Raw genomic sequence first — 22,404 nt, 5'->3', positions numbered from 1 at the left:
TTGTCAGGTCGCACGTTCTTCTTTTGCCGTGTCATTTCAAACAACGCGGTCCGCCGCGGCGGCGGCATTCGAGATGGCAATTATGTAAGTTCAATTGGAAATCCGGTCCCCCGTCTCCGGTTTTCCGGCTTCCTACGCAAATACGTCCACCACATACGGTCCCAGCACCAGGACGCCTACCACCACGGCAAAGAGGGCGGTCAGCAGCACCGCACCGGCAGCGAGGTCTTTGGCCTGCCCGGCCAGCGGATGGTACTCGGGCGAGACGAGGTCGACTACTTTTTCGAGGGCGGTGTTGAACATCTCGGCCGTCCAGACCAGCGCAATGGCCAGCAGCAGCCAGAGCCAGTCGGTGCGCGAAATGCGCAGCCAAAAGCCGACCCCGATCACCACCAGCGCGGCCAGCAAGTGGACGCGGGCGTTGTTTTCGTAGCGAAAGAGCCAGTGGATGCCGCCGGCAGCGAAACGGAAACTGCGGAGCGTTTTAGCGAATTGAATCATGGTTGTTCAGGTCTGATGCCCAACCTAATCAATTGGTGGAAGAAGAGGTACCCGATGAAGAAAATCAGCGCCATCAATACGGTCAGCACCCAGGTGGTCAGGTCGTCGAGGCTGCCGCCCGCCCGCCAGACCAGCGAGAGGGGCCGCGTTACGATGTCCCAACTGTTCCAGCGCTGTACGCGCCCCAGGTAGACTCCAAAGCCCGTCAGCACCGAAACGCCCGCGACAAACGCCCAGCTCCACGGTTCGCCCCACGAACGGATGGCTAGTTCGTGCATCAGGAACATGGACAGCCACCCCACCAGCAGCCCTGTCAAGGCAAAGGCAAAGACCATCAGTTCGTCGACAATGGAAAAGACGGCGGGCCAGTGGCGCAGGTGCAACAGGTCTGTGATCAGGTACGGCGCATTGGGCAGAAACAGCAGCCAGGCCCCCATCAGGGCGGCAACTTTCCAACGGGCCAGCCCTTCCCGGAAGCGCAGCAGGTAGACGCACCCCAGCGGCACCCACGCCAGCAACAGGTTCCAGGAGAAGAAGGCAAAGTCGTCGTTCCAGGTCCACAGCACGCGCAGGGCCAGTTGGCCGACACAGAGGAACGACATCAGCGCCAGCAGGCGGATCAGCGGACGGTAGGCGGCGTTGGCCGTGAGACCGGTCGCCCAGGCGACCGGCTGTACAAAATAGCGCTTTTCAGGCAATTGAGGTAAACCAAACATAGCGATTGAGTTGATGCGTGAATGAAAGAGAAAGTTGGTAGCCGGTCGATACCGGACGAGTGAAAATGCCCGTCAGCGGTACCAGAATTGGCTCGAACGAGAAATGTGGAATCAGGTGCATCGTCACGTGAAGTTGTGTCATCCGACTTATGCCTATTCCAGGCGGCCCAGTTGACGGTAAGCCTGCGCATCGGCCCGGTTCCATTCCCACCACCGGCGCGTTTCGTACTCATTCAAAAAGTCCTGCACGCGCATCTGCAACCGTTGAGGCTCGTTCAGTGCTACGCCTTCATGGTATTCGTAGCGATCGGTTTGCAGTAGGTCGGCATGATCGGCCAGGATGGGAAGCGTCTTGTCCGAGAAGGTGAACAGGTATTCCATATCGAGTTCATTTGGCTTAGAATGGGTCATATTATAGCGGACAATGATCCCATCCCAGTTCAGGAGACTGATGGTAACCAACAAGCCTAGTGAGGCCCAGCCGTTGACGCGCCAGAGGTAGGCAGAAGAACGAGCCTCGTTAATTTTCATCCATATGGTATAGAGGCCGAACAGCACCAGCACCAGGAAAGCAATTACACCCAGGCGTTTGTAGGCCAGCGCATGCTCGTGGATGTAATGGTAGTTGCGTACCCCGACCGACAATGCGAGAATTGCATTCTGGACGATCCAGACGGCCGCAGCAGCTTTGAGCATGCGATTGTGCCTGAAGAAATTCAGGTTGCCGCGGAAGAACCAGAGCACCACGCCCATCGCCAGCAGGATGCTGACAATCAACAGATACGTGCCTTCATGGACAAATTGCGAGAGGTTCCGCACGTCGTGGTAGTCGAACGTGAACCAGACCCAGTACACGTCGATGGTGTTCACGGCCAGCAGCAGAGTGTTGAGCAGAATCAGCACGCCGAGCGCCATGCGGTACTCTTCGCGCAGGCCCGTCATCCCGGTCGAAAACAGACGCTTTTTGCGCCGACGCATCAGGTAATCGGACGCCGCGTCCCGCTTCAGCCAGTGATGGAGCTGGCGGTTAAACAGGGCGCCCGTGGTGAGCAGCAGCCCCGTCAGGAAGAACAAGAGGCGGCCCCACGAAATCGTGGCGAACCAGGTGCCGATTTCGCCCCAGACCGAAGCCGAGACGTAGGCGAACTTTGGATTGGCCTGTGTGTAAATCAGGTAGAAGGTCACCAGCAGCAGCACCGGGATAAGGGCCAACCGCACACCGTAGCCCAGGCGACCAGGGCGAGGCACCCACCGCCCCCCGGTCTGTTGCCAGGCCTCCAGGTAGTTGACCACGCTCAGCAAGGCGCTTTCGAGGGCGGCCCCGAAGGCGCCGTAGACGGCCCGTAGCCGGGGCTGATGCACCATGCCGACGAACCCGATCAGGGAAATTAGGTGCATCCACTTGCTGAACAGAGACGCATGCCAGACCACCGCACCGCCCGTCAGCAGCACCGCCCCCGCCAGCCAGCGCACGGCCGACGCCTTAAAGCTGGCGCGGTAACACGCGTAAAGTGCGGCCAGCAACAGCATGGAAAAGACTAGTACGTTGACGCCCCTCCGGCTTTCCCAGAAAAAGACGGTGTAGAAGGTGGCAAGGCCCAGGGACAGAAGAAACTTGATTTCGTTCGTTTTCATATAAAGTACTTTGTATTTCAAAGTTAGTATCCAAAAAAATTAGCTCGTTAAGCCGTTGTTTTTCAGCAGACTTTCCAGCGCGTTCAGGTGTTGTTGAAACGCCGCCTTTCCTTTGTCCGTCGCGGCGTAGGATGTGTTAGGCTTGCGTCCGATGAAAGCCTTCCGTACCTGTACGTAGCCCGCTTTTTCGAGTCCGCCCAGGTGGCTTGCCAGGTTTCCGTCGGTCACTTCCAGCGTCTCTTTCAACGCCGTAAACTCCACCCAGTCGTTCACCATCAGCACCGACATGGCGCCCAACCGCACCCGGTTTTCGAATGCTTTGTCTAAATCCGACAGGATGTTTTTCATGCTCGCTCGTACTTATGGTACATCAGCGCGCCGTACACAATGTGCAACACGCCGAACCCCAGAGACCAGAAAAGTAGTCCCCATCCTGCAAAGATACCAGCCAGCAGCCCTAATAGCACCTCGCTGATGCCCAAATATCGAATTTCGTCGAGGGTGAACTTGCTGGCGTTCAGAAGCGACAGTCCGTAAAAGATGAGCATGGTCGGCGCTACCAAAATGGCCGCCCCGTAATGCAACAGCAGAAAACAGAAGGCACCGCCGGTGGCCAGCGGAATGGCCAGGTTGATCAGAAAGCGTCGACTGGTTGCATTCCAGACCCGCTGCCCGCTGCGCAACGCCCGCCGGTTGGTGAAGTAGATGCCCGAGCCGAGCGCCAGCACCAGCACCACGGCGGCGTCCAGCATCAGCCACGGCACCGCCTCCGACCACGTCATGCCTTCCGCCCCCACGCCTCTCCGCAGGTCTTTCGTCAGCCCATAGGCCACGGCTGCGCCCATCAGCGCGAAGATGCCGGCAAAGATGCCCGATAAACCACTGAGTGAAAGAAACCGCGACGAACGTTCCATCATGGAACGGATTTCGGCTAACGACTGAACCGGATCATTCATAAGTTATAAAGAACTTTGAGATACAAAGTAATATCACAGCCTCTGGAATTCCTAATCTCCCCGCGAGATTTTCCCGGTGGGGTACAACAAGTGACTGAACCAGAGGAAAGAGATTTTTTAATTATTCCCGTCAAACGGCTTGGAACCGTTTATTCGGGTCGCCGCAACGGAAGCCAGATCTGGAAACTGGTGCCTTTGCCGACTTCGCTCTGCACTTCGATGTGCCCTTCCATGGCTTCGGCCTGGACCCGCGCCAGGTAAAGCCCCAGGCCACGGCCCTCGCGCCGGACACTAAACCGGTGGTACATTTTGAACAATTGCCGCCCGTGGCGTTCCAGGTCGATCCCAATTCCGTTGTCGGCGACTTCCAGCAGCAACTCCTGCCCTTCCTGACGGGCATGAACCGCAACTTTGCTCGGCCGGAGGGGATCGCAGTACTTGAGGGCATTGCTGATCAGGTTGTACAGAATGCTGTGCAGGTACGACTTGATGCAATAGACCGACGTCACGTTCAGATCGAGGTCGATGGTGGCGTCCTGGTCTTCGCCGGCGTCTTGCAGGGCCAGCAGCACATGGTTGACCAGCTGCGGCAGGTCTACTTCCTCAAACGGCTTGTTGCCTTCCCGCATCTGCAACACCTTGGCCAAGTCCTGAATCACGTCGTCGAGCCGTTGGGCGGTAGTTTTGATGTGTTGCACCAATTCCGGATTCACGGGTTCCCCCTGCTGTACGTCGAACAGCGCCGTAAGGCCCAACAGGCTGGCAACCGGCCCCCGCAGGTTGTGCGAAAGCGTGTAACTGAACTGCTCCAACTCGTCCAGCCGCTTGTGCAGCTCGGCGTTGCTGGACTCCAAAATGGTGTTCTGCTCGCGCAAGTGCTGGTACAGCAGCGTATTTTCGTTGGTCAGGGCGGTGTTGTGCTGCGAGATCTGCTGGTAAGCCTCCTGAAGCTTGTTCTGGCTCTGGGCCAGGTCCTCGGCCTGCGCCTGAATTTCTTCGTTCTGGCTCTGAATTTCCTTATACAAATCGGCCAGCTCCAGGTTGTTCTGGTGCAGTACGCCTTCGGCCTTTTCCAGCTGCCGCTTGTAATACAAAAAACTGCCTGTCAGGAGCAGGTAGGTGATGGGAAACAGAGCACGCGCAAACGCGTAGTTCGAGGCCGTATGCCCCGTTTGGTAATAGCCCACCCCGAACCAGTCGTGCACCACATCGTATCCCAGCAAAATCGCAAAACTGATGGCCAGACCGGCGGCCCACATGCGCCATTCCTGGTAGCGGAACAACAGCACCGGCAGTAAGGAAGCCGAGAGGATAATCAGGCGCGTATCAAAGTATTCGGGCTCTTCGACGTAGGCTTCCCCCTGTTTCACCAGGATGGAGACCAGCAAGGCATACAACGGCACAAACAGCGAAATGCCAATGCGACCCAGGCGGTGCTGACCGAACCGATTCATGGCCACCATGCCCAGAAAAAAGAGCCCGCTGCCCAGCGCCAGCGGCACCGACAGTACCCACCCGAAAATCAGGTAGAGCGCCACCGTGACCATAAAGCTGAGCAGCGCCAGCAACAGCGCCAGGGCATTGGCAATTTGTACGTAACGAAAGTCGTCAGAACGTACGTCCTGTTCCCGCTCGCCGTAGGTCAACCATGAAAATAATGTTTTCAACACGCAGGAAGTCGTAACTGGAAAAGCAGCAACTGCTTTTTATCTAAGTAAGAAAGGCCTTGCTGACACGCCCGGCTGCTCGGACGGTTGCATGCACCCCACCGTAGTCTCGGGCAAAATATCAAAAAAAAAGAAGAGCGCATCATCGGATTAAGTTCGACCATTGCTGGACTATTGCCCACCAAGCTTAAATAATGATCTGGTATTGCAGCACGACCGCCCCCCGCCGCTGCTTCACGGTTCGTTCCTCCAACCGGAAAACGGGGCGGTTCTGGTAATTGAGGGTGATGCGCGCCTCAAACCCGCGGATCAGCCAGTTTACACCCACGTTGTAGCTGAGCATCGGGTCGCGGAGGGCGTCGTAGCGCGCCCGGATCAGATCGGCATAAGGCTGGAGCGTCCCTAACGTCGAAAAGAGCTTGGGCCGCAGCAGATAAGCCGCCTGCAGGTAAACGCTACTCCCCGTCCCGATCAGCGGAAAGGCATTGCCCGCGCCGTTCAGGCTCTGCTGTGCGGGATTTACGCCGTTGGCAGGATTCATAATGCCCAGGCTGCGCAGGTAATAATTCCCCAGGTCGTAGTGGTAATAGCCCGCGTAGGCCGTAAGCGCCTCGCCCCGGTGCGTGGGCAGATCCAGGTACGCATCGGCCGCCCAGAGCCACATGGCCGTGCGCAGGGTATCGCGGCCGTTGTCGGCCAGTTGCCACATGGCGTCGTGCTGCCATTGCGTGCCGAGTCCGAGGTTAAACACCCGTTTTGCCCCCAGGTAACTGCCTCGGAAATAGGGCGTCTGGTTGCTTTCTTCGTCCAGAAACTGGTAGCTCCAATAAGTGGAATACTGCTTGTGGGGCGGTTGGGGCGCAAAATGCGCCGCCGGGCTGATGACCGGATCGTACTGCCCGTTGGCGGTCTGGATCGGAAAAGGATCGCTGATGGCCAGCCGGTAGTCCAGCTTTTTCAACTTTCCTTTGGCGTAGAGGCTGTACTTGCGCATCGACTGATCGAGGGCGTTGATCGTCGGTTGGCAGAACACGGGCGTGTCGAGCGTAGTGAAGGTGGATATCGAAGCACTCGTCAGGCGGGCAAAACCTCCCCACGAGGTCAGGCCACCGCCCAGCGTCAGCCAGCGGTGCAACACGGTAAACTCGGTCACAACGTCCTGAAAGAACGGGCTTACCTGCCGAGGCGAGACGCGGTTCAGGCTGGCCTGTCCCAGTTGGGCGTAGATGAACACCCGCTCGGTCAACTGGGACATGATGCGGATGCGCACCCGGCGGATGCCGATGTCGAAGGTGCTGTTGCGGGGCTGGCCAAACACGAGCGTGCCGGGGTTGCTCTGGTTGAACCGGGCCCAGACCTGAGCACTCAGGCTGGCTTTGATGTAGCGCGTACCGCTGGCGTTGAGCGGAAACGACAGCTCGCGCGGGACGTCATCTTCCGCCGAAAGCGAATCGAGCACTTGCGCACGGAGCGGCACAGAGGCCTCTGATACCAATAGAAAGCAGAAAAGGCAGCGTAGATACAGGCGCATGAAAAACCGAAAACGACGACAAGATACGGGGCGGGCACGTAAGATCCACACGGCCACCTTCGCGAATTTCACAAATCATTCTTCCGCAATTCAGCAAAACCTCAGAATAAAGTTCCGATCAACAAATTTCGGTCGATACATCGCGCGGGCTGTCGTAATTTCCGCCGCAAATGCTTTTTCACTTTTCTTCCATGAAACGATTTTACGCGCTTTTGTTCGGATTGCTTTTGTTCCAGTCCGGCTATGCACAGCAGTCTCCTCAGGAATTTCTGGGTTACCCGCTAGGTTCTCACTTCACGCCGCATCACCGCGTGGTGGCGTACGTGCAGCACGTCGCCGCGCAGTCGCCGTACGTACAGGTGCAACAATTCGGCGAAACCTACGAAGGGCGCCCTTTGCTGGCGCTGACGGTTACTTCGCCAGCCAACCAACAGCGTCTGGAAGCCCTCCGTACGGCCCATTTGCAACGCGCCGGCCTGCTGGAAGGCACGCCGGGCCTGGCCGATAACGTGGCCATCGTCTGGCTCAGCTACGGCGTGCACGGCAACGAATCGGTGTCGACCGAAGCATCGATGCTCACCCTCTACGAACTGATCAGCAACCCCGAAAAACGCCAGTGGTTGGACAACACGGTCGTGATCATGGACCCCTGCCTGAACCCCGACGGGCGCGAGCGGTACGTCCACTGGTACCAGCAGACGGTTGGCTACCCGAACAACCCGCATCCCGATGCTTGGGAGCACCAGGAACCCTGGCCGCGCGGACGCACGAATCACTACTACTTTGACCTGAACCGCGACTGGGCGTGGCAGATCCAGCAAGAAAGCCAGGCCCGCCACAAACTCTATCAGCAGTGGTTGCCCCACGTTCACGCCGATTTCCACGAAATGGGCCCTTCGGCTTCGTATTTCTTTGCACCGTCGGCCGAACCGTTCCACAAGGACGTGACACCCTGGCAACGCGAATTTCAACAGACCATCGGCCGCAACCACGCGAAATATTTCGACCAAGCCGGTTGGCTCTACTTTACCCGCGAGGTATACGATCTGTTTTACCCCAGCTACGGCGACACCTGGCCCACGCTGAACGGGGCCATCGGCATGACTTACGAACAGGGCGGCTCGGGGCGCGCCGGACTCGCGCTGATCGTGGCCGACGGCGACACGCTGACGCTCGACGAGCGGCTGGCGCATCACTACACCACGGGGCTTTCGACGGTGGAAATTGCGTCGCAGCACGCCGACCGCCTCACGTCGGAGTTCGACCGCTTTTTCAGCGAGAGCACCCGCAACCCGCGGGGCACGTTCCGCACCTACGCGATCAGCGCCGGTCAACATCCCGACGCCGTGAAACACCTGACGACCTACCTGGATCAACTGGGCATTCAGTACGGATACGCCGGGCGGGCGGCTTCGTCGCGACGCGGCTACAACTACATGACTGGCCAGACCGGTGCCGTGCAGGTGCAGCCGGGCGACGTGCTGGTGTCGGCCTATCAGCCCCGTTCTACCATGGTGAAGACCTTATTTGAGCCGACCACGGTTCTGTCCGATTCACTTACCTATGACATCACGGCCTGGGCTCTGCCGTATTCGTTCGGGGTGCAGGCGTATGCACTGCCCGAGCGCCTCACGCCGCAAGCCGCCCAACCCACTCCGACGACTTCGCCTGCCGCCCCCTCGGTAGAAGGTACGCCGTACGCCTACCTGATTCCCTGGACCGGCCTCAACGACGCGCGTCTTCTGGCTCACCTGCTCAACCAGGGGGTCCGCTTCCGCTACGCTTCCGAGCCGTTTGCCCTGGGCGGAACCACGTACGGGGCGGGCACGCTGATCGCTTTGCGGGACGACAACGGTGCCGTACGTGCGCAGTTCGACACCCTCGTACCAAATGCCGGCACGCGCCTGGACGTTGCGGTGGTGCCCATTACCACGGGGTGGGTAGACCAGGGCCGTGACCTGGGTTCCAGTTTTGTGCAGCGGCTGGAAGCGCCCCGCGTGGGGGTGTTGGCCGGACCGGAAGTCAGCTCACTCAACTTTGGGGAAACATGGCACTTTTTCGAGCGGCAGCTCGGCTACCCGGTCACCGTCTTGCCGACCGAGTCGTTCGGCCGTGTGGATCTGGCCGACTACGACGTGCTGATTCTGCCCGAAGGCGACTACGGCGACCTGCTGAGCGAAGCGCGCCGAACCGAACTTACCGACTGGCTCCGTGCCGGGGGTCGACTCATCGCTACCGGGCGGGCTACCCAGGCGTTTGTCGGGCAAAAAGGCTACGGCCTGGCGTGGCAGCCCTCCGACAGCGCCACCCGGTCGGAAGCCAAACAACTCAACTCCCGGCTGAAAACCTACGGGCAACGCGACCGCAAAGAAGCCAGTGCGGCCATTCCGGGCGCGATTTTCAAGACCTCGCTCGACACGACCCACCCGCTGGCATTCGGGTATGCACCCGAGTACTACACCCTGAAGCAGGATACACTTGCTTACACCTACCTCACGAAAGGCTGGAACGTGGGGGTGATTAAGTCCGAAGCACTGGTGAGCGGTTTTGTAGGTCGAAAAGCCCAGCCCAAAACGTCTCAGGCGCTGGTTTTCGGCGTGCAGCCGATGGGCCGTGGCAGCGTTGTGTACCTGGTCGACAACCCTCTGTTCCGCGGATTCTGGCACAGCGGCAAGCTGCTGTATTGCAATGCCGTCTTTCTACGCGAATAGCCGACGGAACGCCTGTAAGGTTTGGCGTAGAGTTTGTGAGCAGGCACTTTAAACAAATCCTTAAACCAATCACCTTATGGGCTTTACCTCTCCTTCCGTTCGCGCTATCGTGACCAGTACGCTGGCGCTCACCCTCCTGCTGAGCAGTTGCAGCAGTGCGACCCTGATTCAATCGTCTCCCAGTGGGGCGCACGTGTACCTGAACGATCAGTACGTCGGCACCACGCCCTACCAGCACGAAGACACCAAAGTATCGGGGACCCGCACCCCGCTGCGTCTTGAGTTAGAGGGGTACGAACCGCTGCAAACCTGGTTGGTCCGCAACGAAGAAGCCGACGCCGGGGCCATCATCGGTGGGATTTTCTTTATGTTTCCTTTTATCTGGACGCTGGGGTATCTGCCGGAGCATACGTACGAATTACAACCGCTGCTGCAGGAACCGCTGCCCCAGGAGCCGATGCCGGCCGTAGGCAACGACGCGTCGCAAACGATGGAAGAAAAATTGCGCGCGCTGAAAAAACTCCGCGAAGAAGACCTGATTACGGAAGAAGAATACGAAGCGGCACGCAAAAAAGCGCTGGGCATCGAAGAATAATCTGCGCTTCGGATCAACGCAAAAGCCGCCGGTAACCTGAGTGTTGCCGGCGGCTTTTGCGTGTGCGGGAAAGCTGCTTACTGCTTTACGTACAGCAGCCGGGCCGGAATTTCCTGTTTCGGAAAATTAGGTCCTTCCATCATAACTTGTAAATCTCCGCCCCAGGCCGCATCGAAGTACTCGACCCGAATGGGATAGTCGCCCTCCGCGAGCGTAATTTGTCCTTCTTTGGTCTGTTTGGGATGCAGGCCGTCGTTGTCGACGATCAATTGATCGTTGAGAAAAAGCCGGCTGCCGTGCTGCGACGTCAGGTAAAACGTGTAGAGCCCTTCGGTTGTAATCTTCAGGTTTCCTTCGAACGAGATCGCGTAGCGCGAGCCTCGGGTCTTGGCTTCCGAGAGGCGAAACTCCATGGTCTCACCCATGCGTTTTACCTGCGTGAAACTGGGCACCGCCGTCAGGCTGTCTTCCTCCACGTACCGGTAACGCAGGCCATACGTAGTGCCGATGGGCAGCTCGTCGTCGAGGAGCGCCTGCGTAATGGTCGTGACGCTGCTGCGGCCATCGGGCAGAAACGTCTTCGCCCGGATGGTGGTGCTTTTGCGCACCGAAATGGGCCGTTCGTAGCGTTTGGCGTTGGGCGTCGGCACCGAGCCGTCGGTGGTGTAGCGCACCTCGCCAAAGCCCAACGTGTTTTCCAGCCGGATGGAATCGCCCTGGCTCACGTGTTGGTAGCGCTTGGTCACGACCGGCTCGGGCACGCGGAAGTTCAGCCCTTGTGCATAGTAGCGACGGTACAGTTGCGGCATCCGGCTCTTGAAGCTTTCCCAGCCGCGGCCCTCTTTCGGCGACCAGACCACCTCGGCCAGCGCGGCCATGCGGGGAAGCACCATGTATTCCAGATGCTCGGGCGTGGAGATGTATTCGGTCCAGACGTTGGCCTGTGCGCCCAGAATGTACTTCGCTTCTTCGGCCGTCAGCTCCTTGGGCAGCGGCTCGTAGTTATAGACATTTTCCAGCGGCAGGTAGCCGCCAATGCCCAGCGGCTCTTCCGGCGAACGCGATTGCAGGTAATCGAAATAGACGTAGGTCGTGGGCGTCATGATCACGTCGTGGTGCTGCCGGGCCGCTTCGATGCCACCGGCTTCTCCCCGCCACGACATCACCGTGGCATCGGGCGAAAGGCCACCTTCCAGAATCTCGTCCCAGCCGATCAGCTTCCGGCCTTTGGCATTAAGAAACTTCTCGATGCGTTCGATGAAGTAAGTCTGCAGTTCGTGCTCGTCTTTCAGGCCCTCGCGGCGAATCACCTCCTGCGCCAGCTTGCTCTCTTCCCAGCGGGCTTTGGGCGCTTCGTCGCCACCGATGTGGATGTATTCGCTCGGAAACAGGTCCATCACTTCCAGCAGCACTTTTTCCAGAAACGTAAACGTCTGTTCGCTGGGGCAGTAGATGTCCTCAAACACCCCCCAGGTTGTGGCCGCTTCGAACGGGCCGTCGGTGCAGCCCAACTCCGGATAAGCCGACAACGCCGCCAGCGAGTGGCCGGGCATTTCGATTTCGGGAATGATGGTGATGAACCGGTCCTGGGCATATTTGACTACCTCGCGCACTTCGTCCTGGGTATAGAAGCCGCCGTAGCGCTTGCCGTCGTACTGGTTGTTGGGGCCTTTGCGGCCAATCACGGTTTCTTTCCGGTACGCCCCCACCTGCGTCAGGCGAGGGTACTGTTTGATTTCGATGCGCCAGCCCTGGTCTTCGGTCAGGTGCCAGTGAAACCGGTTGAACTTGTGCATCGCCAGCAGGTCGATGTAGTTTTTGATCTCTTCGACCGAGAACAGATGACGCCCCACGTCAAGGTGCATGCCCCGGTAGCCAAAGCGCGGCTCGTCCTGAATCTGCACTGCCGGGAGGGTCCAGGTTTGCGGTTCGGCCTCGCCGGGCAGCGACAGGGGCAGCAATTGCAGAAGCGTCTGCACGCCGTAAAAGGTGCCCTTCGGGTCGTTGGCCAGCAAAGACACACGTTTGCTATCCACTGTTAATGCGTACGCCTCGGCATTCGACGAGGCAATGTCTCCCAGCTCCAGCACAATGCCTTCTTCAGCCGCCGCCGGACCCGCCGAAATGGCGGCCGTCCCGATGGTGAGGCCGGTCCGCGCGCTGAGCTGTTCGGCCAGGTACCGTGCGGTGCGCACCATGTCGGCATTTTCGGCCGGATAGAGCACGCGCGTGCGGTCGTTCAGGGCAAACTGCCCCGTCTGGGTCGTCAGTTGCACGGGTTGCGGAACGATGCCGATACGTGGTTTGGCCTGCGCCTTGTTGGTCTGCGCCTCCTCGGTCGGGGCGGTCGAGGGCGAACAGGCCGCAAAGAATAATCCCAAACTCAGGATCAGGGGAGTAGTATACTTCATGTTTCGTCAGAATGGAGGAGGAAAAGTAATAAGAATTGGGAAGCACACAGAAGTTAACAAAGGTTTTTTGCGGAAATCCTCCCCTGCCCCCAGCCTCCCTGTAACTTGCTGCGCGTCTGTCATGTTCTGTTATGGCCCTACGGTTCCGCCTCTTGCCTTTGCTGTTTGCGCTGCTGGGTTGCAGCGCCTCGCCTGACCGACCGGCCACTGCGCCCGCCCCCGACGGCGAGGCCCTGGCGCAGCAGTATTGCGTTAGCTGTCATCAGTATCCTGCGCCTGCGCTGCTCGACCGGTCGACGTGGGAAACCTACGTGCTGCCGCGGATGGGCTACCTGATGGGGCGCTACCCGAGCGACAGCGTACGGCAACAGTTACTAGAGAAAGGAGCCGGTGGTGCGCGGGTGATGCAGCGCAACGTGTTTCCGGTGCGGCCCTGGCTCGACGACGCCACGTGGCAGAAGATCGTGGACTACTACCGGACCGAAGCGCCCGACACGCTGCCCCGCCCGGCCGACACGCCGATCACCCCGGGGCTACCCGGCTTTACGGTCAAAACCCCGCCCTACCAACTTTCGCCGCCCAGCACAACGCTGGTTCGGTTTCGGGAGGGACAGGGACTTTTTGTGGCCGATGCCCATACCCAACGCCTCTACCAGTTCGACGCGCAGTTGCGCCTCCAGCAAGCCGCCAACGTCGGCGAAGCGGCCGTGGCCCTCGAAGAAACGGACGATCAGTTGCGCCTGACCGTAATGGGTTCGTTTTCGCCCACCGATGCGCCCTCGGGGCAGGTGCTGGCACTGCCGACCCAACCCGGGCTGCGGCCGGGCGTTGTGCTGGGCAACCTGCAACGGCCCGTCCATACGGCCTACGCCGACCTGAATGGCGACGGACGTGAAGACCTGGTGACCTGCGAATTTGCCAAATGGACCGGCGGCCTCTCGTGGTGGGAACTGACGACAGAGGGGCGTTACCGCCGCCATGCGCTGCGCGAAAAGCCCGGCGCTACGCAGGTTTACGTTCATGACCTGAACGGTGATGCACGCCCGGACCTGATCGCGCTGTTCGGGCAGGGCGACGAAGGCATTTTTCTCTATTACAATGAAGGCGAAGGTTCGTTTCGGGAAGAGCGGGCGCTGGCGTTTCCGCCGAGCTGGGGCTCCAGTGCGCTCACGCTGGTCGACTGGAACGACGACGGCGCGGTTGACCTGCTGTATACCAACGGCGACAACGCCGATTACCCTCCGCTGTTGAAACCCTACCACGGCATTCGCCTCTACCTGAACGACGGACAGCAGCATTTTACGGAACAATTCTTCTATCCGATGCACGGTGCCTACCGGGCCGTTGCGGCCGACTTCGATCAGGACGGCGACCGCGACCTGGCCGCCATCGCGTTTTTTCCCGATTTCGCCCATCGCCCCGAAGCCGCCTTTCAGTATCTGGAAAATCGGGGAGACGACCACTTTACCGCCTACACGTTTCCGCAGGTGACCGACGGACGCTGGCTGGTGCTGGAAGTGGGCGACCTGGAAGGCGACGGCGACCTGGATCTGGCGTTGGGATCGCTGGCGTTCGAGGTAATTCCCCCAGGCGACTGGGTCGCGCGCTGGACCGCCCGGGGACTTCCGTTCGTGGTGCTGGAAAATACGTTGCACTAAAAAAAATAAAAAGCCGAACTACCCTCGGGCAGTTCGGCTGGTCCACTTTAAACCTATGGGATAAAACGTTCGTGGAATACGTATGCGCTACCTATTCTCTATCCGAAGATAGGCGCTCCAAACAGGGGGCGGGTACGATCCCACGTTTTTTTTGCATGGCCGGTGGTCTTCTGACGGTCCATACGCGTACGTATACTAAACAGCCTGTGGTACGCCAAAGGCAACACCCCCGATCAATCCATATACGATGTTACTCCCGCTTCGGATTTTTTCAGGCAAAATTTTACCAGATCGCGTACTCTTTTCTTTTCAGGTTTTCCCCTTTGATGCGCCAGAATTAGCCCGTTCCGGCAGCGATTGTTTGCATTCCCCCCAAAAAATCAGAATTTAGCCTTTCGCTATGGCGCACTCTCCTGCCGGTTCTCGTGAGCAAGAAATCATTGGGCTTTTACAAGCCGATGACAAAAGGGCCATGCGTCTGCTCTACGACCACTACGCACCCACCCTGTACGGCATCGTGTTGCGCATCGTCCAGTCGGAAGAACTGGCGCAGGATGTTTTGCAAGAGAGTTTTATCAAGGTATGGCGCAACCGGCATCGCTACGATGCCACCAAAGGGCGTCTGTTCACCTGGTTGTTGAACATTTGCCGCAATCAGGCCATCGACACCGTGCGCTCGGCACGCCATATCCAGTCCCAAAAAATCCAGCCGATCGATTTCTCAGTATATAACCTGGAATCGTTAAGCAACCGACCCGCACCCGAGCATATCGGCGTGCAGCAGATGGTCGAGACGCTGGACCCAAAATACCGACAGGTAATCGACCTGATTTACTTTCAGGGATATACTCATACAGAAGTAGAAGAAGCGCTGCAAATTCCGTTGGGAACGGTGAAGTCGCGCGTGAAGATTGCCCTACGCGAGCTTCGAAAATTCTTCCGGGATCATCCCAGCCTGCTTTGGTGGTTATTTCTGATGTGCATTAGCTGAACGAATCGACAGTGGAGCAACTAGACGAGATAAAGAATTCGGGCCTCCTGGAGGAATATGTGCTGGGTACTGCTACGCCAGAAGAACAGGCGCGTGTGCAGGCGTTGATGGAGCGCTACCCGGAGATTCGCGAAGAAGTAGAAGCGCTGGCGCAGGCCCTGGAACAGTACGGCCAGTTGCACGCCGTGACGCCACCCGCCCCGCTGCGCGCCCGTATTCTGGACGCCATCGATCAGCTGGACACACCCGCTTCTGCGGCCGCTCCCGCCCCGGTGCTGACGGCCAGCCGACCCGCTCGGGGGCTGTACTGGGCCTTGGGAGCCGCGGCCAGCGTAGCGCTGATCGCCACGGTTACGAGCGTTGTGTTCTACCAACAGAAAGAAGCCGCCGAATCGGAATTGCTGGCTTTGCAGACCCAGATCGAAGCGGCCCAGCAGGAAAACAGCCGCTTGATTGCCTTCACCGACCAGCTCCGCCAGCAGAACGACGTGCTACGCGACACCAACACCACCGCAGTCCCGATGACGGGGCTGCCCCTCGCGCCGGAAGCGCTGGCGGTGGTCTATGTCAACGGAAAGGATCAGCAAGCCTACCTCAACGTCCTGAACCTGCCCGAACCGCCAGCCGGCTCGCAGTACCAACTCTGGGGCATTGTCGACGGTACGCCCGTCAGCATGGGCGTCTTCGACGTGGCGACACCCGAAGGACTTCTGCAAAAAGTGCCGTTTGTGGGCTTAGCGCAGGCCTACGCCGTTACGCTGGAAAAAGCGGGCGGCAGCCCCACCCCTACACTGGAGCAGATGTACGTGATGGGACAGGTGGGCTAAGCGAAAAAACACACGTGATTTTTGGCAATCAAGCGCTAATCGCCGCGAACATACAATCAGCAGCGATTAGCGTTATACGTTTAGCTTACCTTAAGCTTCGCTGGATCAGTTCTTTTAATAGGTCGGACACGGAATGCCGGCTCCGTGCTGGAAGAGGCTTCCCCGCCGCTCGTTAGGCCGCGGGAAAGTATAGGTCACCGAAATTTCGTGCGCCCCGCCGGTCGTGAAGCCCAGCGTCGAGATCGTGACGTCGTAGCTGTAGCCGATCGAAAGTCCCTGCGTATTGAGGCCCAGCAGAAGAATCAGCGCCTCGTTGTTCTGCAATCCCTGTTCGTATTGCTTGATGGGCAGCCCCCGGTACCAGCCCCCGATCACGAACGGCTCGTAGGTCAGGTACATGCCCAGGTTCAGCTGGTCGAATTTTCCCTGCGCCATGTAGAGCAGAGCTGGCGAAAAGCTCACCTCCCGGAACGACTGACCGCGCTGCAATCCGCGTTTGGTCTGCGGGTCGAGCGCAAATTTGTAGCCCGTGATGAACGTGTACCGAATCGGCAACTGGCTCGCCGCCTCGCGGTCGCCCAGAAACGACTGGTTCGGGCGGTTCAGGTGGTGTCCCGACAGACCCATGTAAAACTGCGGCGTAAACAATACCGCCCCGGTCGAAATATCGCCGTAGCTGCGTCGGTTCGCGCTCAATACTTCGCCGGTCGGCACCCGCCGAAAGCCCCGGTTGTCGAATTGGTCGCCGAACGTCAGCCCGAAATAGTCGACCCCACGGTTAACATACGCCGCCTGCAGTCCCATCCGCAGCCGCAACGTACGCGTCATGTCCACCTGGTAGGCATACTGCCCGGCAATCTCGGTCGATTGCAGGTTCGCAAATCCCTGAATGTCGTGCGTGGCGATGAGGCCAACGCCACTCTGGGCATTGGGAAAGTAATAGTCGGCCGCAGCCGAGAAGGTCGTGTAGTTGGCTTCCAGGGTAGGCCACTGGTTCCGGTAAATGGCCGACAGCCGCCCCACCTGCGCACTTCCGGCAAAGGCCGGATTCATGTACATCGGGATGGCATAAAACTGGGAATACTGCGGATCTTGCGCCCGCACCAGAAACGTGAGAAAAAACGCGAAAAAAAGTAGAAATAGTCGGGTCATAGGGCTGCGCATATCGTCCTTACAACGTTATGGTAAAAGCGTTCGGTATATCGGCGTGCTATCTTTTCGTTTGTAGAGAATATACCGGTTCTCTAACTTACAACGTTCTTTACGGGAAATCCCTTTTTACACGTTTTTTATTCCTGAACGACAGGAAAGGTACAGCGGAGAAATGTCGGCAGCAACACCGGATTTTCCCCGTTTTTAAGTTAAAGCTGGCGATTGCGTGATTGAATTACTACAAGTTTCCGATTTCTACCTGCGCCGGACCTGGCGGTGGTATGCCCTGAGCGCCCTCCTGGCCACGATGTGTTTCGGTCTCTGGCAGGGGCATCCTTCGCAAGATCCCGAACGTCGCTACGCTACCGCAGGCTTTCTGACTTCACGACCTGCCCCCCAACTGGCACCTACAAAGCTGGACAGCCCCGAAGTGGACCTTGGCCCTAACGACACTGTCATCTGCGAAAATCAAGTGTTGGAATTGGACGGCACGCCTACCAACCTTGGTGAGATTACGTTTCAGCCAGCTTACCTTTGGAACACAGGGGATACCACGCCCACCATCAGCGTCGATACGTCTGAGGTGCGCTTTTATGGATGCTTCTCGGTAAAAGTGTACGATCCGGCAAACCCCGCTGACAGCAGCAGAATCGGTGGAGACCGCATTTTCGTAAGCGTATGCGGTGACAACCGGAAAGAAGCCGCCAAGTGGTATTTTGGTGGCAAAGCCGGGATTGATTTTTCGGGTGGAGGCGAGCCGGTCGCGTTGACGGATGGAGAGATGACCAATCCGGAAGGAGTAGCCGTGATTAGCAACCACGTGGGCCGCTTCTTGTTTTATACCGACGGGCGCACGGTCTATACCCGCACAAACGAGGTGATGGAGAATGGCACCGACCTGAATGCCGACGAAACCGCTTCGCAGGCCACCATTGTGGTTCCCCAACCCGCCGACTGCAAAAGTTGCCCCGAGCGCTACTACATTTTCTCGCTGGATTCCGCGCAGGGAGAGAGAAAAGTTTATTACTCCGTCGTAGACATGGGGCAGGGTGACGATGCGTTACCTACCCCGGATAACCCTGCTGATTCCTTGCCGTTGGGATCGGTGGTAGAAAAAAACACGCTACTGTTCAGTGGAGAAGTAACGGAACGAATTGCCGCCGTCGAAAATCCGCAGGATACGACTTACTGGATTGTTTTGCACGAGTATGGCAGCGATAATTTTCTGGTGTATCATCTCACCGAAACAGGCTTAAGCGGCCCGGAGACTATCGCCATGGGTTCTGTGCACGACGACCCGGTCAAGGCGCAAGGCTACATGAAAGTATCGCCGGATGGTGCGCGGCTGGCCGTGGCCTACACCGATTCGACGGGCACGACCGACTCGACCTATGGCTTTACGGGCGTGGAACTGTTTGGCTTCGACAATTCGTCAGGAGCCGTAGAGACGGACAGCATCCTGCGCATCAACACCCGACAGAAATACCCGCGTGCTGCCTACGGGGTGGAATTTGCCAACAACGGAAATTTCCTCTTTTTGTCGGTCCGAGGTCCCGACTCTTCGTTCGTTTACCGCTACACGATCAACCGTTTTGACTCGTTGGAAGTAGCCATGTCCGAACAATTAATTTTCTCTTCAGGAGCAAACCACCAGCTCGGTGCCCTGCAAATCGGGCCGGACAGCCGCATTTACGTCGCGGTGAACGACACCGTGGCGCTGGACCGCATTCCCGATCCGCTGGGCCCCATCGACGGAGAATATTACAAGGTGGGGGATTTTGATCTGGCCGGACAAACCAGTTACCTCGGCCTGCCCAACTTCGTCAATACCTTTGTCAATCCGCCCTCCGGGCCGGGCATCAGCTACGTAGGGACGTGTACCGGCGAGCCTATCCAGTTCTCGACGGGGGCCATTTGCGACCCGCGCGTCGATACCATCACGTGGACTTTCCCACAAGGGACCAGCGTGCAGGGAGCGGAGACACAATCGGCGTCGGTCGTCTGGACGTCTCCAGGCATCTATACGGTCCAGCTTCGCCTCCGAAATGGCTGTGAGGATACCCTCCTCACCCAGCGGGTTCAGATCTTCGAACAACCCAATACCCCTACCATCAACGTCAACGCCGTTCCGTGTGACCCCATTGTAGAACTTACCACCCCCGCCAATGTGCCGGGGACGCAGTATGTATGGGGAGCCAACAACGCCGCCATTGCTTCCGGGCGCACACTGACCATCGACCGCAGCCTCTTAAGCAGTCCCACCGAATTTGTGATGCAGGTTTCTACCGGCAACGGCAGTTGCATGGAGATTTCCAATCCTGTCAGGCTAGAGCCCTTCCAACCGGTCGACATCAGTCTCAACGATACAGCCGTTTGTGCCGGGAAACCTTTTACGCTGGACGCCGGGGCAGGCTTTGCGTCGTACCGATGGGAGCGCAATGGCGTGAACCTCAACAACAACATGCAGGTTATTACCGAAACGCTCAATGCCAACGCAACTTATAAAGTCACCGTTACCAACAGTGAAGGCTGTGAAGGCTCCACGTCGCTGACCGTCACCACACAAGCCAGTCCTGTAATCAATTCGATCTCGGTGGGGGCCTCCGTAGGTTGTCCTGGCACTACTCCGGCAACGGGGTCTATTTCGCTGAATGTTACGGGTGCCAGTGGGTTTTCGTGGACAGGTCCTGGCTCATTTGCCTCGAATGAGAAAGACATTGCAGGCTTGCAAGCCGGAGAGTACAGAGTGCAAATCTTAAGCGCTGCCGGTTGTGTTATTGACTCTACGATCGAAGTCCGACAAATTGAGCAAGCTCCTCGTTATCAGGCTAATGCGCCGGTAACCGCTTCGTGTGCTACAGGCACCGGACGGCTCACACTGACACCTGTGGCGGGACCGGGGAACTCAACCGCAGTGCAGTTTGACTGGCTCAACACCGAAAGCGGAGTGACCACCCCAACGACCGAGGCGCACCTGGATGGAGTACCGGGCACATACACCGTTACGCTGACCGACTTGAACGGCTGCACGCAAACCATCAGCGGGCTGGTTATCCGGCCGGCCCCTCAGCCGGTGGCTCGCCTGACGTTCGAAGAAACCTCGTGCCAGGAAGGCATTTTAAGAGCGGGCAACACCGGGATTGCCAATCCTACGTACCAGTGGCGCTTGGACAATACTGTACTGTCCGGTGCAACCGGCGCTACACTGACGGTCAACAAAGCGGGAAATTACACCCTTACGGTCCGTAATCCTGACGACAACAGTTGCGTGGACGACACGACCGTGACGGTTACGTTCGAGCAACTGAATGTAGAGGTAGAGGCCAGCACAACGCAGGCCTGTGCGGGAGACGAGATCGAACTTACGCTCCGCATCAACGGCGTTCCCATCACGACACCGACTACGGCCGCCGGTTACAGCTACGCCTGGCGACGGGTGGGGAACAATCAGGTGGTGGGACGCAACTTCAGTTTCACGGCGCTGGAAAGCGGGCGTTATGAAGTCACGGTGACGCGCGACGGTGGCGGTTGCCAGACCCAGGCCCAGGGGCCGCCCCTCACGTTCCAGCCCATTCCTAGTGCAGATCTGGGCGACGAGCGTATCTACGTGTGTCAGGGCAGTTCCGTCACGCTGCGAGCGCCCAGTAACCCGCAAGGCACTTCGTACAACTGGACCCTGAGTACCAACCCAAACCAATCGCTCGGCAACGGCCCGACGCTCGAAGTAAACCAGACCCGGACGTTGCAGACGTACCAACTGACGGTAACGTCGGTCAACGGCTGTTCGAACACCGGACTGGTCGACGTAGAAGTGTTGCCGCAACCCACCGTTTCGCTGAACGTGGGCAGCACGGTTTCGCCTTGCGCCAACGACCTGACTACCTTGGTGGCCACGGTCGGCAACGTACCGAACCCGACGATCACCTGGTTCCGCAACAACCAGCGCCTCAACGGCGTGAACGGACTCCGCTATACTCCGACGCAAAGCGGACGCTATCGGGTAGAAGTCGAACAGAACGCGTGCGTGGCATCGGCCGAGACGCAGGTCACCATTTTACCGGTGCCGCAGCCGCGCCCGGTGCCGCTGGCCGACTCGTCGATCTGCGTTCCCGACGGAGAAACCATTACGCTCGATGCCGGCCCGGGGGATTTTACCTACCGCTGGACGCCGACCAACCAGACCACCCGCGCCATTGAAGTAGGACAGGATGGCGTCTATACGGTAGAAATCACCAATACGGCCGGTTGCACAGAGACCGTGCAATACAACGTGGTAGACCTGTGTAATCCGCGTGTGTTTGTGCCCGATGCGTTTACGCCCAACAACGACGGCACCAACGATGCACTAGCTCTGTTCGGGGCATACGTCGTCGAATTCGAGATGCGCGTTTACAACCGATGGGGCGAGGTGGTGTTTGTGGCCCGTTCACTGGAAGACACCTGGGACGGCACGTACCGCGGGCAGCCCGCCCCGGCCGGTACGTACGCCTGGACGCTCACCTATCGGGCGGAATACTACCCCAACCGACGCGATTACAACCAGAACGGCACGATCTTACTGATTCGCTGACGCGCCCCGCCACACCATTTTATAATGCTGGATGCCCGCTTCTTCAAAGAGCGGGCCTTCTTTTTCGAACCCGGCACGGGCATAAAGCGGCATGGCCGACAACTGCGCGTGCAGGTAAATCATTTTATGGGCACTCTCGGCGGCAGCGGCAACGTCTTTCAGTACCGTATCGACCAAGGCTTTGCCGACGCCCCGCCCCCGGCATGCTTTCTCGACCGCGAACCGCTCCAGTTTGATGCCTTTGTCGGTATAACGCCAGCGAGCTGTGCCGCAGGGCTGCGCATCCGCAAACGCCAGAAAATGCCGGGATACGGTTTCGTATTCGTCGTACTCTTCTTCTTCGGCCACCTGCTGCTCTTCTACAAACACACGGTGGCGAATCTGCATGGCCTTTTCCAGGTCGGCCGGGTCGGTAATATGTCTGACTTCGATCATGGGGTAAACGCGTAAAAGTCCCCGCCTGCGGGGTCCGGAACGTAAACG

Annotated in this window: 17 protein-coding genes; 6 read left to right on the top strand and 11 right to left on the bottom strand. The window is 58.5% G+C overall.

All coding sequences use genetic code 11. The annotated features are described in order from the left end of the window. Window positions 1-132: 132 nt before the first annotated feature. The 8 genes from BLR44_RS20615 to BLR44_RS20585 form a co-directional block, all read right to left on the bottom strand. A complete protein-coding gene (locus BLR44_RS20615; protein WP_089685649.1) occupies window positions 133-501 on the bottom strand; it encodes a diacylglycerol kinase family protein in 369 nt (122 codons plus the stop codon). Further along, window positions 498-1,217 (bottom strand): DUF1361 domain-containing protein, encoded by a 720-nt coding sequence (locus BLR44_RS20610; RefSeq protein ID WP_089685647.1) that lies wholly within the window; start codon window positions 1,215-1,217, stop codon window positions 498-500. The genes BLR44_RS20615 and BLR44_RS20610 overlap by 4 nt, the downstream gene beginning before the upstream one ends. After that, a complete protein-coding gene (locus BLR44_RS28925) occupies window positions 1,192-1,359 on the bottom strand; it encodes a hypothetical protein (RefSeq protein ID WP_176956143.1) in 168 nt (55 codons plus the stop codon). Before BLR44_RS28925 ends, BLR44_RS20610 begins: the two co-directional genes overlap by 26 nt. A gap of 11 nt (window positions 1,360-1,370) precedes the next feature. Continuing rightward, window positions 1,371-2,852, bottom strand: coding sequence for a DUF4153 domain-containing protein (locus BLR44_RS20605; RefSeq protein ID WP_089685645.1), 1,482 nt, complete (start codon window positions 2,850-2,852; stop codon window positions 1,371-1,373). Window positions 2,853-2,891: 39 nt separating this feature from the next. Further along, the gene (locus BLR44_RS20600; RefSeq protein WP_089685643.1) at window positions 2,892-3,200 is read right to left on the bottom strand and encodes a winged helix-turn-helix domain-containing protein; all 309 of its coding nucleotides are present in this window, start codon (window positions 3,198-3,200) and stop codon (window positions 2,892-2,894) included. After that, window positions 3,197-3,808: a hypothetical protein gene (locus BLR44_RS20595; protein WP_089685641.1), complete on the bottom strand. Its 612-nt coding sequence runs from the start codon at window positions 3,806-3,808 to the stop codon at window positions 3,197-3,199. Before BLR44_RS20595 ends, BLR44_RS20600 begins: the two co-directional genes overlap by 4 nt. Before the next feature lie 149 nt (window positions 3,809-3,957). Next, the gene (locus tag BLR44_RS20590; protein ID WP_143017400.1) at window positions 3,958-5,475 is read right to left on the bottom strand and encodes a sensor histidine kinase; all 1,518 of its coding nucleotides are present in this window, start codon (window positions 5,473-5,475) and stop codon (window positions 3,958-3,960) included. Between the two features lie 187 nt (window positions 5,476-5,662). Next, window positions 5,663-6,952: a hypothetical protein gene (locus tag BLR44_RS20585; protein ID WP_089685638.1), complete on the bottom strand. Its 1,290-nt coding sequence runs from the start codon at window positions 6,950-6,952 to the stop codon at window positions 5,663-5,665. A 245-nt stretch (window positions 6,953-7,197) separates the two neighbouring features. Here BLR44_RS20585 and BLR44_RS20580 point away from each other — a divergent pair, with 245 nt between their 5' ends. Beyond that, window positions 7,198-9,717, top strand: coding sequence for a M14 family metallopeptidase (locus BLR44_RS20580; protein ID WP_089685636.1), 2,520 nt, complete (start codon window positions 7,198-7,200; stop codon window positions 9,715-9,717). A 76-nt stretch (window positions 9,718-9,793) separates the two neighbouring features. After that, window positions 9,794-10,312 (top strand): PEGA domain-containing protein, encoded by a 519-nt coding sequence (locus tag BLR44_RS20575; RefSeq protein WP_089685634.1) that lies wholly within the window; start codon window positions 9,794-9,796, stop codon window positions 10,310-10,312. A 77-nt stretch (window positions 10,313-10,389) separates the two neighbouring features. Here BLR44_RS20575 and BLR44_RS20570 read toward each other — a convergent pair whose 3' ends face one another. Continuing rightward, on the bottom strand, window positions 10,390-12,723 hold the full coding sequence (locus BLR44_RS20570) for a family 20 glycosylhydrolase (protein ID WP_089685632.1): 2,334 nt from the start codon (window positions 12,721-12,723) through the stop codon (window positions 10,390-10,392). A gap of 131 nt (window positions 12,724-12,854) precedes the next feature. Here BLR44_RS20570 and BLR44_RS20565 point away from each other — a divergent pair, with 131 nt between their 5' ends. The 3 genes from BLR44_RS20565 (at window position 12,855) to BLR44_RS20555 (ending at window position 16,199) form a co-directional block, all read left to right on the top strand. Then, entirely contained in the window at window positions 12,855-14,381 is a 1,527-nt protein-coding gene (locus BLR44_RS20565) for an FG-GAP repeat domain-containing protein (RefSeq protein WP_089685630.1), read from the top strand. Between the two features lie 400 nt (window positions 14,382-14,781). Further along, window positions 14,782-15,372: an RNA polymerase sigma factor gene (locus BLR44_RS20560; protein WP_089685628.1), complete on the top strand. Its 591-nt coding sequence runs from the start codon at window positions 14,782-14,784 to the stop codon at window positions 15,370-15,372. An 11-nt stretch (window positions 15,373-15,383) separates the two neighbouring features. Beyond that, window positions 15,384-16,199 (top strand): anti-sigma factor, encoded by an 816-nt coding sequence (locus BLR44_RS20555; protein ID WP_089685626.1) that lies wholly within the window; start codon window positions 15,384-15,386, stop codon window positions 16,197-16,199. 114 nt (window positions 16,200-16,313) lie between these two features. Here BLR44_RS20555 and BLR44_RS20550 read toward each other — a convergent pair whose 3' ends face one another. Further along, a complete protein-coding gene (locus BLR44_RS20550) occupies window positions 16,314-17,351 on the bottom strand; it encodes a PorP/SprF family type IX secretion system membrane protein (protein ID WP_245706128.1) in 1,038 nt (345 codons plus the stop codon). A gap of 226 nt (window positions 17,352-17,577) precedes the next feature. Here BLR44_RS20550 and BLR44_RS20545 point away from each other — a divergent pair, with 226 nt between their 5' ends. Continuing rightward, window positions 17,578-21,921: a T9SS type B sorting domain-containing protein gene (locus BLR44_RS20545; protein WP_089685622.1), complete on the top strand. Its 4,344-nt coding sequence runs from the start codon at window positions 17,578-17,580 to the stop codon at window positions 21,919-21,921. Here the strand turns inward: BLR44_RS20545 and BLR44_RS20540 are convergent. Beyond that, window positions 21,907-22,356, bottom strand: a complete 450-nt coding sequence (locus tag BLR44_RS20540) for a GNAT family N-acetyltransferase (protein WP_089685620.1) — start codon at window positions 22,354-22,356, stop codon at window positions 21,907-21,909. The two genes, BLR44_RS20545 and BLR44_RS20540, sit on opposite strands and share 15 nt — an antisense overlap. Window positions 22,357-22,404: the final 48 nt, after the last annotated feature.

Origin of the sequence: Catalinimonas alkaloidigena (assembly GCF_900100765.1) — a bacterium.
In the GTDB taxonomy this organism is placed as follows: domain Bacteria; phylum Bacteroidota; class Bacteroidia; order Cytophagales; family Flexibacteraceae; genus Mooreia; species Mooreia alkaloidigena.
This window is presented reverse-complemented; position numbering and strand designations above follow the sequence as displayed.